Below are 14463 nucleotides of genomic sequence, written 5' to 3'. Positions count from 1 at the left end.
GTGCTTAATCTATGCACGGATTAAGCGCTGGCGCGAGCCATTTTGCTGTTACAGAAGGCCACTATGAACGAACATACCAATAAGCAGTTTCACTCCGATCTGGAGGCCACCCGTTCGCTGTTCTTGCAGATGGGCGGTATTGTTGAATCTATGGTTCGCAGTGCGACCGAAGCCCTGCAAACCGGGGATATGTCGCTGGTCGATCAGGTTCGCGAGCGTGAAAAAGAAATCAACCGCCTGGAGGTGGAGATTGACGAGCGCATCACCAATCTGATCGCCCGTAATCAACCCACCGCCATTGACTTGCGCATGCTGCTGTCCATTTCCAAAATGCTGACCGATATGGAACGCTGCGGGGACGAGGCCGAGCGCATCGCCAAGATGGCTCGCCGTCTGCACGAAGGTACCGCTGGCTACGAGCCCGTGGTGGAACTGCGCCACATGAGCTCCTCAGTCGCTGGCATGATCAACGATGTGCTGGACGCCTTTGCGCGCCAGGATGCCGTCCACGCAGCGCAGATTGTGCGTAGCGACAAGGAAGTGGATCGTGAGTGGAAGGGTTCGCTGCGTCACATCATCACTTACATGATTGAAGATCCACGCACGATTTCGCACTCCATTGATCTGATCTTTATCGCCCGTGCGCTGGAGCGTATTGGCGACCACGCCAAGAACATGGCTGAACGCGTGATCTACATGGTGCGTGGTGACGACGTGCGTCACACCGGTGTGAAAAACACCGAGCGTACTGCACGTGGTGAACCCTTGCCAGAACCGGAATCCGAAGACAAAGCCTGATTCCGACCCGGGCCTTCTTGCTGCAAGCCTTGCATGACACCATGCAAGGCTTGTTTGCTTTTCAAAAACTAAAGCCGTAGCCTTGGGGGGCTTGGTCAGGATAGAACTGGGTACGTAGCAGTACCGCATCCTGCACCGTAATCAATACTGCTGAGTTCCACCAGGACGGGGTCAGCGTTGGCAAGGCCAGCAGATAGCCCTGCACGCCGTGCGCACCGGACTGGCGCACAAACTCCAGATCAGCCTCGTCCTCGACACCTTCGATGATCACGTAGGGGCTGTAATCGGCGCAGACATTGACCAGATTGCGCAGCAAATGGGCTGGCTGACCGGGGCTGCGTGCCCGCAGCAAGATCGAGCGGTCAATTTTGATAATGTCGGCATGGGTCTGTACCAGAAAGGCCAGGGTACTATTACCCGATCCCGTGTCGTCCAGAGCAATCCGTACCCCCAGGTTTTGTAGTTGGGCAATCAGGCGCAGCGCCGTGGGCTTGTGGGCGATGGTGCCGGTTTCCGTCACCTCCAGAATCAGGCGCTGGGCCACATCCGGGCGACTGTCCAGATAGCTGAACAGATCCTGCCACCACAAATCGTCCTGCAGGGAGCCTGCGGAGATATTCACTCCCAGACAAAGACCGGGTTTTGTACTGAGCAGCTCCACCACACTGCCCAAGACACTGCGATCCAGCCGGGACACCAGACCTAATCGCTCCAGAGCGGCGATGGCCTCGGGTAAAGAGTAATCCGCCGTGCCGCAGTGACGAATCAAGGCTTCTTCATAAAAGTCCTTGTTCTTGTGTTTTTCACCCAGGTGATAGATGGGCTGAAAGGCCAGGGCCAGCAGCCCATTCTGTAAATCATCCAGCATGCGAACTGCCAGACTCATATCGTCCCGGTAGGTCTTGGCCCAGACCTTGTGCCAGGCGGCCAGCGTGGCTGGGTGATTATGAGAGCAGGGGTTGGGAGCGGGAGGGTGGAGCTGATTCGTGTCGTACTGACGGCTATCGTAGTGGTAAGCCATCTGGGTGTGCAGGTAGATGCGGTGCTCATCCTGGGTGATGGGGTCACACTCCAGTGCCGCACCCAGCAATTGGGCCAGGGCATTGGGATGGGTACGCTGAAAGCGGTGTTGCTTGCCCAACTGCTTCAAGGCAATCAGGACAAAATCCCCCCGGATAAAGATTTCATTGGCAGTCAGCCCACAGTCCAGCAGCCTTTGCTGCACGGTATCCAGCACAAAAGCATGAAACTGCGGCCCATACAAAGCCTCCAAATAGCTCAGGTTGACCAGCCACAGGCGCAAGTGAGTGGAGTACTGGTCAATCTCGGGTAGGTCTAGGCGGCACATGAACTTCTTTTCCTGTGGGTAAAGCAGTAAGCGGCGGTGCTGTGCAGGGCTCGGCGCAAGGCTGCTCAGACATGGACACGTGATGGGCCGGTGTGGCTTGGGCACTGTATGCGCATCAAGGCCAGCCGTGATTTTGTGCCTTAGGGCTTCAGGTAACTGTAGAAAAATCCCATTTCTTTTGATTTTTGACCAGTCTGAAACTAACTTGTCGCGCAGCGTTTCATTTAATTACGTTTTGGCTGCATGCTGAAGGCGGGGCTATTTGATAGGAATGCGGGGAAAGGCGGGGGAATCGGGGGCAGAAATAAAGAAACCCCGGAGCACGATGGTAATGCTCCGGGGTTTGGGTGCGCGTCCTGAATCGGGACTTAAGCGGAAGGGGCGGTAAAACCGTCGGCTTCCACGTCCTTGTCTTCAAACAGATATTGCTCCATCTGTTCTTTCAAATACGTGCGGGCACGGGCGTCGGCCAGGTTCAGGCGGTTCTCGTTCACCAGACGGGTTTGCACGTCCATCCAGTTGGCCCAGGCCTGTTTGGAAATCGAGTGCCAGATCTTGGTGCCCAGCTCGCCGGGGTAGGGGGGAAACTCCAGGCCCTCGGCTTCCTGTTTCAGCTTCACACAGTGAATCATGCGTGCCATATGTGTTCCTTTTCAATCAAATGCTTGGATGGGCGTATTGTACTTAGGGGCGCAGGAGGGTCAAACCGGCTTACAGCTTTTTAATAAAGACCATGCTGTTGCGCGAACGGTTGTAATGCGACTGCTTGCCCTTGGGCAGATCGGACACGCCACCTTGTACAAAGCCACGCTTGATAAACCAGTGAGACGTGCGGGTGGTCAGCACAAAAAGACGCTTGAAGCCGGCCGCACGGGCCTTGGCTTCGGTATGGCGCAAGAGAATTTCACCTTCGCCCGAGCCTTGCCATTCCGGGTGCACGATGAGACAGGCCATTTCGGCCATGCTTTCTTCTTCGTACGGAATTAATGCCACACAGCCGTAAATAATGCCGTCGTGCTCCAGAACCGTGAACTGCTCCACCTCGCGCTCGATGACCGAACGGCCGCGGGGGACCAGGGTGCCGTCAATTTCAAGGGGTTCGATCAGTTGCACGATTGCACCCACATCGTCCAGATTGGCCGGGCGCAAATCGTCCAGTGTGTCTTCCACCACCATGGTGCCCACCCCATCGTGGGTGAAGATCTCCAGCAAAATGCTGCCGTCCTGCTTGTAGGGCACCAAGTGCGCACGGGCAATACCGCGTTTGACGGCTTGCGAGGCGTAGCGCAGGAAGGTGGAGCAGTCCTCGTCCAGCTTGCCCGAGGCCAGCAGGGAGTCGGCATCGGCACGAGCCAGCTCCGAATCGATATCCAGATTATTGGAGTGCCCGATATGCTCCGGGGTCAGGAAAATCAGCTTTTCAGCGCGCAGGGCGATGGCCGTGCTGGTGGCCAGATCTTCCATGTCCAGGGTAAAGGCCTCGCCAGTTGGAGAAAAACCCAATGGGGAGAGTAGAATAAGCGCTCCTTGGCTCATGATCAGCCGCATGGCGTCCACGTCCAGCTTGCGTACCGCGCCAGAATGCTTGAAGTCCAGGCCATCAATCACGCCCACCGGACGCGCGGTCACAAAGTTGCCCGAAATGATGCGAATCTGGGCATGTGACATGGGGGTGTTGGGCAAACCCTGGCTGAATGCGGCTTCAATGTCCAGGCGAATTTCACCAGCGGCTTCTTTGGCGCATTCCAGAGCGACCGCACTGGTTGGCTCGGTACCGCGACCAAATTGCGTGGTTTCGCCTTTCAGGCGCAGTTGCTCATTGACCTGGGGGCGGGAGCCATGCACCAGCACCAGCTTGATGCCCAGTGCTGACAGCAGCGACAAATCCGGGATCAGGGTGTAGAGCAGTCCATCGTTGATGAGCTCGCCCCCAAAGGCCACCACGAACGTCTTGCCACGAAAATCGTGTACATAAGGCGCCACTTCCCTGAACCATCGCACAAATTGTGCCTGGGATTCATCAGGTGGTTCGATGGCGTTGTACGAGTCGGGGATGTCTGTGTTCATTGCGGGGGATCTTTGCGTCCAAATGGTTTCAAGCCAAAATTATAATGATGTCTGTACCAGAAACTACCTTTCATGCACGAGTCCGACGAATTGACTGAAAACCCACACTCTTTACCAACAATTTCGTACCCTGATGACCTGCCAGTCAGCGCCCGACGGGCCGAAATTGCGCAGGCGATCAAAGACCATCAGGTGGTCATTGTGTGTGGTGAAACCGGCTCGGGCAAAACCACCCAATTACCCAAAATCTGTCTGGAGCTGGGCCGTGGCCTGCAGGGCAAGATTATTGGTCATACCCAGCCGCGCCGTCTGGCCGCCACGTCGGTCGCCAAGCGTATTGCCCAGGAGCTGCAATCGGAGATTGGTGACTGGGTAGGGTACCAAATCCGCTTTAACGACAAGACCGGACCGCGCTCGGCCATCAAATTGATGACAGACGGGATCTTGCTGGCCGAGTCCCAGCGCGATCCCCTGTTAAGCCGCTATGACACCATCATTATTGACGAGGCCCATGAACGCAGTCTGAACATCGACTTTCTGCTGGGTTTTTTAAAGCAACTGTTGCCACGTCGTCCGGACCTGAAGCTGATTATTACCTCGGCCACAATTGATGCCGAACGTTTCGCGCAGCACTTTGCCCACAAGGGCAAGAAGGCGCCTGTCATTGAAGTGTCGGGCCGTCTGTATCCCGTCGATATTGTGTACCGCCCGATTCTGGACCCGTCTTTGGTCGATGCCGAAGAACGCCGTTCCGCCTCCGAGGAAGAGCGGGATCTGATGCAAGGCATTGTGGATGCGGTGCAGGAATGTGCCCGGCATGGTACGGGCGACATTCTGGTCTTCCTGCCTGGTGAGCGTGAAATCCGCGAAGCCACCGAGGCGCTGGAAAAAGAAAAGCCCATCAATACCGTGATCCTGCCCTTGTTTGCGCGTCTGTCGCAGGCGGATCAGGAACGTATTTTCCGACCCAAAGGCAATGCGCGCCGTGTGGTGCTGGCGACCAATGTGGCAGAAACCTCGCTGACCGTGCCCGGCATTCGCTTTGTGGTCGATAGTGGTCTGGCGCGTATCAAGCGCTATTCCTGGCGCAACAAGGTCGAGCAACTGCGTATTGAAGCGATCAGTCAGGCATCGGCCAGCCAGCGGGCAGGGCGTTGCGGTCGTATTGGGCCCGGTATCTGTATTCGTCTGTATGACGAGCAGGATTTCAAGAGCCGCCCCCCCTTTACGGATCCCGAGATTCTGCGTTCCTCGCTGGCCTCGGTGATTCTGCGCATGAAGGCCTTGCATCTGGACGATGTGGAAACCTTCCCCTTTGTGGAGCCGCCCACTGGCCGTGCGATTGCCGATGGCTATCAGATTCTGCAAGAGCTGGGTGCGCTGGATGAACAGCAGCGCCTGACCAAGGTAGGCCGTTCCCTGGCCAAGCTGCCCGTGGACCCGCGTGTGGCCCGCATGATTCTGGCCGGACATGAACATCATTGTTTGACGGAAATGCTGATCGTGGCCTCGGCCATGTCCGTGCAAGATCCGCGTGATCGTCCTGTCCATGAGCGTGAAGCGGCCAATCAGGCCCATGCCCGTTTCAACGACGACAAGTCCGAGTTCCTGTCCTATGTGAAGCTGTGGAACTGGTTGGAAGAGCTGTCGCAGGAACAAAGCTCGCAGCGCAAGTTTGCCAATAGCGTCAAACAGGCTTTGTTGTCCCCTTTGCGTATTCGTGAATGGCGGGATGTTCATACCCAATTACGCAGTCTGGTACAGGAGCAGCGCTGGGTCGCCAACCCCTCGGCAGCCACGTATGAGCAGGTGCATCTGGCCTTGTTGACGGGCTTGATCGGCAATATTGGCTACAAGAGTGAAGAAACGGGTGTCTACCAAGGCACGCGTGAATTGCGCTTTGTGATTCACCCCGGCTCCAAGCTGGTCAAGAAAGCAGGCCGTTGGATACTTGCGGGCGAGCTGATGGAAACCACGCGACTCTTTGCCCGCTGTGTGGCGCGTATCGAGCCGCAGTGGATTGAGAAAGTCGGTGCTCATTTGCTGCGCAAAACCTGGGGCGATCCGCGTTGGGAGAAGAAAGCTGGCCAAGTGGTAGCCAACGAGCGCGCTACCTTGTACGGCTTGCTGATTTACAGTGGCCGTCGCATTCATTTTGGCCGCATTGACCCGGTGCAGGCACGCGAGTTGTTCTTGCGCCAGGCTCTGGTGCCAGGCGAGATCGACTCCAACCTGCCTTTCCTGCGTCATAACCGTCAGCAGATACAGGCGGTAGAGCGTTTGGAGCACCAATCCCGCCGCCCCGATATTCTGGTGGACGAAGAACTGATTTACGCGTTTTACGATCAGCGCATTCCCAAGGACGTGTACCAGACCGCCACATTGGAAAAGTGGTTCAAGGGCTTGTCCAAAGAAGAGGCCAAGGGCCTGGAGCTGAACCGCGACGAATTGATGCAGCACGACGCAGCCGGCATCACCACCGAGGTCTTTCCGCGCTCCGTTGAATGGCAGGGCGTGAAGATGGCGCTGGATTATCACTTCGAGCCGGGCTCGGTGCGCGATGGGGTGACCTTGAGCGTTCCCTTGTTCGCCTTGAACCAGATCGACGCTGCGCGTTGCGAGTGGCTGGTGCCCGGCATGCTGAAAGAAAAAGTGCTGGCTTTGCTGAAATCCTTGCCGCAACGCATCCGCCGCCATTGTGTGCCGCTGCCCGATTATGCTGCCGCCTTTCACCAACGCTGGTTTGAAAAAGCAGCCGATCCGGGCATGAGCCTGCTGGACGCCATTTCGCAGGATATGTGGACTCAGCTCAAGCAAAGGCCGCAGCGCAGTGACTTCAAACCCGAGACGCTGGCGACGCACTTGTTCATGAACTTCCGGGTCATTGACGAGCATGGCCGCATGTTGTCGGGCGGGCGCAATCTGGATCAGCTCAAGGCCGAGCATGGCCGTCAGGCCCAGGCATCCTTCCAGCAAATGGCCGCCAGCGACGAACAGGTAGCGCAAGTGCTGGATCACGAGCAACTGACCAGCTGGAGCTTTGGTGAACTGCCCGAGCTGATGGAAATCAAACGCAAGGGGCGCAGCTTTATTGGCTACCCGGCCTTGATCGACAAGAAAACCCATTGCGATCTGGATGTGTTCGATGACCCGGCCCAGGCCCAGCGTCAGCACCGTCAGGGTTTGCGCCGCTTGTTCCGTTTGGCCCTGCGCGAGCAGGTGCGCTTTCTGGAAAAGAACATTACGGACCTGACTCGTATCAGCATGCTGTACATCAATCTGGGGACGCAGGAACAATTGCGTGATCAGATCATTGATGTGGCTCTGGAACAGTCCTGCATGATGGAGCCCTGGCCCAAGAACCAGGCCGAGTTCGAGGCTCGTGTGCAGGAGGGTCGCAGCCGTCTGGGTCTGGTGGCCCAGGAAGTGGCGCGTCTGGCCGGGCAGATTCTGACTGAATGGAGTGCCGCCCAGAAGAAACTGGCGCAAATCAAGGCCCACCCCGAGGCTTTGAAAGACATACAGCAGCAATTGAACGCCTTGATGCCCACCTTGTTTCTGGAAAGCAATGAATACGCGCAGTTGGCGCATATGCCGCGTTACTTGAAAGCGGTACAAACACGGGTGGACAAGCTGCGTGCCGACCCGGCTCGCGATCAACGCCTGATGCAGGATATGTCGGTTCTGCTGACCAAGTACCAGCGTGCCGTTGCCGCGCTGAAAGGTGCGACTGATAGCGGTTTGCGGGATTTCCGCTGGATGCTGGAGGAACTGCGCGTGTCCTTGTTTGCCCAGGAACTGCGCACCCCCATGCCTGTCTCGGTCAAGCGGCTGGAAAAAGCCTGGGCTGCCTTGCAGCGCTAGATTGTTTGTTATTTTGGTATTGGTCGGCAGGGGGCGGGTGATTGTGCGTTTGTTGTTCAGTGAGATGTGAACCAATCGAAACATATTGCCTGCCCTTATTCACCTTGAGCATCGCTTCAGGGTCACCAATGTCTATTGGCTTCAGTACAATTCCATCATGAGCGAAACCACCCCTTCCTTTGTCCATTTGCGATCCCACTCGGAGTTCTCCGTGGTGGACGGCATCGCCCGTATTCCCGAAATGATAAAAAAAGCGCAGGCCTATGGGCAGCCTGCACTGGCTTTGACGGACTTGTGCAACTTGTTTGGACAGATCAAGTTCTATACCTCGGCGCGTAAAGCCGGGCTGAAAGCCATCATGGGCTGTGATATCTGGCTGCAGAACGAGGAAGACCGCGAAAAACCGTCGCGCTTGCTATTGCTGGTGCAAAACGAGGCCGGTTACTTGAGCCTGTGTGACATTCTGACCCGCGCCTGGTTGGGGAACCAATACAAGGGGCGGGCAGAGGTACAGCGCGCCTGGCTGAAAGAATGTAGTGGCTTGATTGCCTTGTCCGGTGCTCGTATGGGTGATGTAGGCCAGGCTCTGGCCGATGGCAATCTGGATTTAGCCCGTGATTGCGCCCGCCACTGGGACAGTCTGTTCCCGGGCGCTTTCTATATTGAGTTGCAACGCAGCGGTGCGGACGGCGATGAGCTGTATGTACAAGCTGCCATGCGTTTGGCAGCAGAGATGGACCTGCCTGTCGTTGCTACGCACCCGATTCAGTTTATTGCCCCGGACGATTTCCGCGCGCATGAGGTGCGGGTGTGTATTGCCGAAGGCGAACAGCTGGCCAACCCCAAGCGTGTGAAGCGTTTTACGCAAGAGCAATATTTTCTAAGCTCGGACGAAATGCAGCAGCGCTTTGCGGACGTTCCTGCTGCGCTGGAAAACACGCTGGAAATTGCCAAGCGTTGCAACCTGGAGCTGGAACTGGGCAAACCCTATCTGCCCGATTTTCCCACGCCCGATGGCATGTCGCTGGGTGACTTCCTGATTCAACAGGCCAAAGACGGTCTGGAAATCCGCTTGAAGCAGCTGTATGCCGACCCCGAGGAGCGCGAGAAGCAACGCCCCACTTACGAAGAGCGTTTGATGTGGGAGTGCAACACCATTATTTCCATGGGCTTTCCCGGCTACTTCCTGATCGTGGCGGACTTCATTAACTGGGGCAAGCACAATGGCGTGCCCGTAGGACCGGGCCGAGGCTCGGGTGCGGGTTCACTGGTGGCCTACAGCATGGGGATTACCGACCTGGACCCCTTGCGCTATGACTTGCTGTTCGAACGTTTCCTGAACCCCGAGCGGGTATCCATGCCTGACTTTGACGTGGACTTTTGTCAGGACAACCGCGAACGCGTTATTGATTACGTTAAACAGAAATATGGCCGTCAGGCCGTCAGCCAGATCGCTACGTTCGGTACTCTGGGCGCAAAAGCCGTGGTGCGCGACGTAGGCCGTGTGCTGGAACTGCCTTACAGCCTGTGCGATGGCTTGTCCAAACTGATTCCTTTCAACCCCGCCGATCCCTGGACGCTGGAACGTGCGCTGGCCGATGAGCCGGCCTTTCGCGAGCGTTACGAGAACGACGAGGAAGTCAAAGCCCTGATCGATCTGGCCCGTCCCTTGGAAGGCCTGACCCGTAGTGTGGGCATGCACGCCGGGGGGGTCTTGATTGCACCCGGCAAATTGATCGATTTTTGCCCGCTATATGCCCAGTCTGGCCCGGACGCCAACGCCGTGTCGCAATACGACAAGGACGACGTGGAGGCTGCCGGCCTGGTCAAGTTCGACTTTCTGGGGCTGCGTAACCTGACGATTCTGGACTGGGCCGTGCGCTATGTACGCCAGTTCAATGCGGACAAGCGCGAGTTCGACATCATGGCCTTGCCATTGGATGACGACGCCTCCTACAAGCTGTTGTGCGAAGGTAATACGACAGCGGTGTTCCAGCTGGAATCGCGTGGGATGAAGGAGCTGCTGCGCAGTCTGCGGCCTTCCACTTTTGAAGACATTATCGCCATGCTGGCCCTGTATCGTCCGGGGCCGCTGGAGTCCGGCATGGTGGTGGACTTCGTGAACCGTAAACACGGTCGAGCCGAGGTCGATTATTTCCACCCGGATCTGGAAAGCACCTTGAGCAGCACCTACGGGGTCATCGTCTACCAGGAACAGGTGATGCTGATCTCGCAGATTATCGGCGGCTACTCGTTGGGTGGCGCCGACTTGCTGCGCCGTGCCATGGGCAAGAAAAAGCCCGAGGAGATGGCCAAGCACCGGGTTCTGTTTGAGGAAGGGGCGGTCAAGAAAGGCCACGACCCTGAATTGGCGGTCAAGCTGTTTGACCTGATGGAAAAGTTTGCGGGCTATGGCTTTAACAAGAGTCACTCCGCTGCTTATGCTCTCATTGCCTATCAGACGGCCTGGCTCAAAGCCCACCATCCGGCCGAGTTCCTGGCCGCGACTTTGCTGTCCGATATGGACGATACCGATAAGGTACAGATTTTCTGGAAGGACGCGCTGGCCAACGGCGTGGAAGTCTTGCCGCCAGATATCAATGCGTCCAACTATCGCTTTGAGCCTGTGCAGGACAGCTATACGGAAAAAGGCTTGCCGCCACGCACCATGCGCTACGGTCTGGGCGCCGTGAAGGGGACCGGTCAGGCTGCGGTTGAAGCAATTGTGGATGCTCGCAAGCAAGGCGGTCCTTTCACCAGCCTGTTTGATTTCTGCCGTCGTGTAGACCGCCATCAGGTGAACAAGCGCACCATTGAAGCCTTGGTGCGTGCCGGCGCTTTTGACACGATTGATGAAAACCGCGCCGCTTTGTTGGCCAGTATCGGTGCCGCTACCGAAGCTGCCGAACAGGCCGAACGTAGCGCCAACCAGTCTTCGCTGTTTGATGACGACTCCAACGATATTGTGGAAGGCGAGGTTGCGAAAGTGGCTCCCTGGAGCCTGCAAGATCGCTTGCGTCAGGAAAAGACGGCACTGGGCTTTTACTTCAGCGGCCATTTGTTTGACGCCTGGCGTGATGAGGTCCGCCGTTTTGCACCGACACCGTTGGCACGTCTGGAAGCGTCGCGCAGTCCGCAGTGGTTTGCCGGTGTGCTGTCAGCGGTGCGTGTACGCATGACACGTCGCGGCAAGATGCTTTACGCCATGCTGGATGACGGCTCGGCGCAGCTGGAAGTGGCCATCTTCAATGAGCTGTTTGAAGAGCATCGCCAGCGCCTGAAAGAAGACCAGTTGATCATCATCCAGGGCAAGGTCAGCAACGACGATTACACCGGCGGTTTGCGTATCAATGCTGATGCTATTTTTGACTTGCAGTTGGCCCGTGAAGCCCGTGCCAGTTGCCTGAGCATCGGCCTGAACAATAATGCCGACGCACAGCGTCTGCAAACCTTGTTGGCACCACACCGTGCCCAGGAGCAGGGCGGGGTGCCGGTCGAGGTACAACTGCTGCGTCCCGATTATGAGTGCGTGGTGCAGTTGGGCCCGCAGTGGCGTGTTCGTCTGGCGGATTCCCTGCTGGAGCAGCTGGAAGGCTGGGACGCCACGCGCGAGGTGGAGATCAGCTACCGATGAGGCCCTTGCGCATTCTGCACTCGGAAGCTGCCACCAGCTTTGGTGGTCAGGAAAACTACATTCTGCGAGCCATGCGCATCTTGCGCGAAAGGGGGCATCAGGTGGAGGCCGCCTGCCAACCCCACGCCCAGTTGACCGAGCGCCTGCGCGACGAGGGTTTTGTGGTTCATACCCTGTTGATGGATGGCCCGGCCAATTACATGCGCGGTGTGCGCCAGTTGCGTCGGGTCTTGCGCCAAGGTCAGTTTGATGTGCTGAACAGCCATAGCCGCCGTGACACCATGCTGGCCGGTGTGGCCGGGCGCCTGGCGGGAACCCCCTTGATTGTGCGTACGCGCCATCTGGCCAAGAAAGTGGGCTCCTTGATGTCTTACACCATCGTGCCCAAACGGGTGATTACGCCCAGCGATTATGTGCGCGATCACCTGATCGAGCGGGGCGTGAAACCTGGGCATGTTCGGGTGGTCTATCCCTGTGTCGATCCCGGCGTGATTGATTCAGCGCCCCTCCTGGATTTGCGTGCCCAGTTGGGTTTGGCGTCTGATACCTTGCTGGTAGGTTGCGTTGCCGTATTGCGGCGCGAAAAAGGCCATCATGAACTGATCGCCGCCATGCAGCCTTTATTTGATCGCTACCCTCAATTGCACTTGGTGCTGGTGGGGGGCGGCTCTCCGGGCTATGAACAGTTGCAGGCCTTGATCGCGGAGCTGGGGCTGCAAGGGCGGATTCATATGCTGGGCGCTCGTGCAGATGTGCCCTCGATTCTGCCCAATCTGGATATTTTTGCCTTGGCGACCCATATGGAAGCGTCGGGCACTGTTTTTGTAGAGGCTGGAAGCGCCGGCATTCCTGTGCTGGGCAGCCGCGTTGGCGGGGTCCCGGAGATGATGCAAGAAGGCCGCAGCGGTTTGCTGGCGGATTTGCACGACCCGGAGCAGTGGCGTGCCGCCTTGGAAAAAATGATCCGGAGCACGGAGTTGCGTCAGGAAATGGGAGCCGCAGGGCGCCTGTTTTGTCGTAGCGACGAGCGCTTTACCCCGGTTGCCATGGGCGACCGGCTGGAAGGCGCTTATTATGCTTGGTTAAAGGAGCTTCAGGGATGAAAGTGGCAAGCACTGTGCCCGTCATGATGTACCACCATGTCACCCCGGAAGGGGGCATGATCAATGCCAGTCCCGAGCATTTCGAGCAGCATTTGCAATGGTTGAAGAAAAACGGCTGGACCAGCCTGACAACCGAGCAATTTGTAGGCCATCTGCAAGGGCAGGGCGTACCGCCCAAATCGGTACTGATTACCTTTGATGACGGCTACCTGGATAACTGGGTCTACGCTTATCCCTTGTTGAAAAAATATGGCTTCAATGCCGTGATTTTCCTGGTGACAAGCTGGATCAATGAGGGGCCTGTGCGCCCTTATCTGGGCCAGGGCCAGGACGTGCCCGAATGCCCGGATCATCGTGAATGTGAAGCGCGTATCGAGCAAGGTCGTAGCGACGAGGTGATTTTGCGCTGGAGTGAAATCCACGCCATGCAGGCTGATGGTGTGTTCGAGTTCCACAGTCATACTCATACCCATACTCGCTGGGACCTGAGCGAACAGCGCGATCAAAAGAACGACAAGATGCGTTGGGAACTGGAGCAATCCCGTCAGACCTTGAAGGCCAATATGGGTATGGTCTCTGACCAGCTGTGTTGGCCGCAAGGCTATTTTGATCCTGATTATGTGCAGGTCGCCCAGCAAGCCGGTTTCCGCTATCTGTATACAACGCGCGCCTTCGGCTCCAACCAGCCTGGTAGCGATCCTTTGCACATTTATCGTTTCGCCGTGCGTGACACGACGGGCGTATCGGTAGGACGCAGGCTGAATGTTGCGGTACATCCCGTGATCGGTCCGATTTTCAACAGGTGGAAAGCATGGCGTCGTCGTCAACGACAGAAGTAGGGCAAAGCGCCGCGTCGAGTTCTGGCAAGCGCCTGTCCGTTATCCTGATCACGAAAAACGAGCAGGCGCATATTCGTGCCTGCCTGGAATCCGTTGCCTTTGCGGACGAGATTATTGTGGTGGACTCGGGCAGTACGGATGAGACGGTGGAAATCGCCCGTTCCATGGGGGCGAACGTGACGGTCACCCCGGATTGGCCCGGTTTTGGGCCGCAGAAGAATCGGGCACTGGATCAGGCCACGGGCGAGTGGGTGCTGTCCATTGACGCGGACGAGCGTGTTACGCCCGAGCTTGCACAACTGATTCAGCAGGAAATGACTCAGCCGCGTGGTACGGCTTACCGGATTGCCCGCCTGTCAGAGTTCGCTGGCCGCTGGATGCGCCATAGCGGTTGGTGGCCAGACCGGGTATTACGACTGTTCAAGCGTGGTACAGCCCGTTTTAACGACGCCAAAGTCCATGAAAGCGTGCAGACCGAGCATCCAGTCCTGGTCTTGGATGGACATTTTCTGCATTACCCCTACGCCAGTCTTGAAGTCTTTATCGACAAGATCAACCGTTATTCCTCGGATGCGGCCCGTCAAATGCAGGCCAAGGGCAAGACCACCAGCCTGCCGGGCATTGCTGGCCATGCCAGCTGGACCTTTGTGCGTCACTATATTGTTCGACGGGGATTTCTGGATGGCCCGCAAGGCTTCATTCTGGCGTGTATGGCTGCTTCTGGCAGCCTGTTTCGATATAGTAAGCTGTGGTATTACACCCGTCAGAAGTCTGATTAGCCCCTTATAATGCCGCCTATGATTCCGATTC

At 57.1% G+C, this 14463-nt stretch carries 9 protein-coding genes; 6 read left to right on the top strand and 3 right to left on the bottom strand.

Going from position 1 to position 14463, the window contains the following annotated elements; translation table 11 throughout:
* The first annotated feature begins 63 nt into the window (after positions 1 to 63).
* Complete coding sequence (gene phoU / locus D0C27_RS14925) at positions 64 to 798, top strand: phosphate signaling complex protein PhoU (RefSeq protein WP_009461659.1); 735 nt, start codon at positions 64 to 66, stop codon at positions 796 to 798.
* 61 nt (positions 799 to 859) lie between these two features.
* Here the strand turns inward: phoU and D0C27_RS14920 are convergent, their stop codons facing one another.
* The 3 genes from D0C27_RS14920 to argA all read right to left on the bottom strand — a co-directional run bounded on the left by D0C27_RS14920 (position 860) and on the right by argA (position 4213).
* Positions 860 to 2146, bottom strand: a complete 1287-nt coding sequence (locus tag D0C27_RS14920) for an EAL domain-containing protein (protein ID WP_060185760.1) — start codon at positions 2144 to 2146, stop codon at positions 860 to 862.
* A 368-nt stretch (positions 2147 to 2514) separates the two neighbouring features.
* A complete protein-coding gene (locus tag D0C27_RS14915; protein WP_009461661.1) occupies positions 2515 to 2787 on the bottom strand; it encodes an oxidative damage protection protein in 273 nt (90 codons plus the stop codon).
* Between the two features lie 70 nt (positions 2788 to 2857).
* On the bottom strand, positions 2858 to 4213 hold the full coding sequence (gene argA / locus D0C27_RS14910) for an amino-acid N-acetyltransferase (protein WP_009461662.1): 1356 nt from the start codon (positions 4211 to 4213) through the stop codon (positions 2858 to 2860).
* Positions 4214 to 4285: 72 nt separating this feature from the next.
* On the opposite strand from argA, the gene hrpA reads away from it, so the two are divergent.
* From hrpA to D0C27_RS14885, 5 genes are all read left to right on the top strand, one after another.
* The gene (gene hrpA, locus D0C27_RS14905) at positions 4286 to 8077 is read left to right on the top strand and encodes an ATP-dependent RNA helicase HrpA (RefSeq protein WP_035270709.1); all 3792 of its coding nucleotides are present in this window, start codon (positions 4286 to 4288) and stop codon (positions 8075 to 8077) included.
* A gap of 157 nt (positions 8078 to 8234) precedes the next feature.
* On the top strand, positions 8235 to 11711 hold the full coding sequence (gene dnaE, locus D0C27_RS14900; protein ID WP_088450757.1) for a DNA polymerase III subunit alpha: 3477 nt from the start codon (positions 8235 to 8237) through the stop codon (positions 11709 to 11711).
* A complete protein-coding gene (locus D0C27_RS14895) occupies positions 11708 to 12814 on the top strand; it encodes a glycosyltransferase family 4 protein (RefSeq protein ID WP_137431243.1) in 1107 nt (368 codons plus the stop codon). The genes dnaE and D0C27_RS14895 overlap by 4 nt, the downstream gene beginning before the upstream one ends.
* A complete protein-coding gene (locus D0C27_RS14890; RefSeq protein ID WP_022983576.1) occupies positions 12811 to 13653 on the top strand; it encodes a polysaccharide deacetylase family protein in 843 nt (280 codons plus the stop codon). The genes D0C27_RS14895 and D0C27_RS14890 overlap by 4 nt, the downstream gene beginning before the upstream one ends.
* The gene (locus D0C27_RS14885) at positions 13626 to 14432 is read left to right on the top strand and encodes a glycosyltransferase family 2 protein (protein ID WP_009461667.1); all 807 of its coding nucleotides are present in this window, start codon (positions 13626 to 13628) and stop codon (positions 14430 to 14432) included. The genes D0C27_RS14890 and D0C27_RS14885 overlap by 28 nt, the downstream gene beginning before the upstream one ends.
* The last annotated feature ends 31 nt before the right edge of the window (positions 14433 to 14463 follow it).

The sequence above is a fragment of the Alcaligenes faecalis genome, assembly GCF_005311025.1.
GTDB classification, from domain to species: Bacteria; Pseudomonadota; Gammaproteobacteria; order Burkholderiales; family Burkholderiaceae_B; genus Alcaligenes; species Alcaligenes phenolicus.
The sequence above is the reverse complement of the archived record's forward strand: the minus strand, read 5'-3'. Positions and strand labels throughout refer to the sequence as shown.

Excerpts from the sequence above, each read along its gene's own strand:
- phoU (WP_009461659.1), top strand. The coding sequence starts at position 64 with ATGAACGAACATACCAATAAGCAGTTTCACTCCGATCTGGAGGCCACC.
- D0C27_RS14920 (WP_060185760.1), bottom strand. The coding sequence starts at position 2,146 with ATGTGCCGCCTAGACCTACCCGAGATTGACCAGTACTCCACTCACTTG.
- D0C27_RS14915 (WP_009461661.1), bottom strand. The coding sequence starts at position 2,787 with ATGGCACGCATGATTCACTGTGTGAAGCTGAAACAGGAAGCCGAGGGC.
- argA (WP_009461662.1), bottom strand. The coding sequence starts at position 4,213 with ATGAACACAGACATCCCCGACTCGTACAACGCCATCGAACCACCTGAT.
- hrpA (WP_035270709.1), top strand. The coding sequence starts at position 4,286 with ATGCACGAGTCCGACGAATTGACTGAAAACCCACACTCTTTACCAACA.
- dnaE (WP_088450757.1), top strand. The coding sequence starts at position 8,235 with ATGAGCGAAACCACCCCTTCCTTTGTCCATTTGCGATCCCACTCGGAG.
- D0C27_RS14895 (WP_137431243.1), top strand. The coding sequence starts at position 11,708 with ATGAGGCCCTTGCGCATTCTGCACTCGGAAGCTGCCACCAGCTTTGGT.
- D0C27_RS14890 (WP_022983576.1), top strand. The coding sequence starts at position 12,811 with ATGAAAGTGGCAAGCACTGTGCCCGTCATGATGTACCACCATGTCACC.
- D0C27_RS14885 (WP_009461667.1), top strand. The coding sequence starts at position 13,626 with ATGGCGTCGTCGTCAACGACAGAAGTAGGGCAAAGCGCCGCGTCGAGT.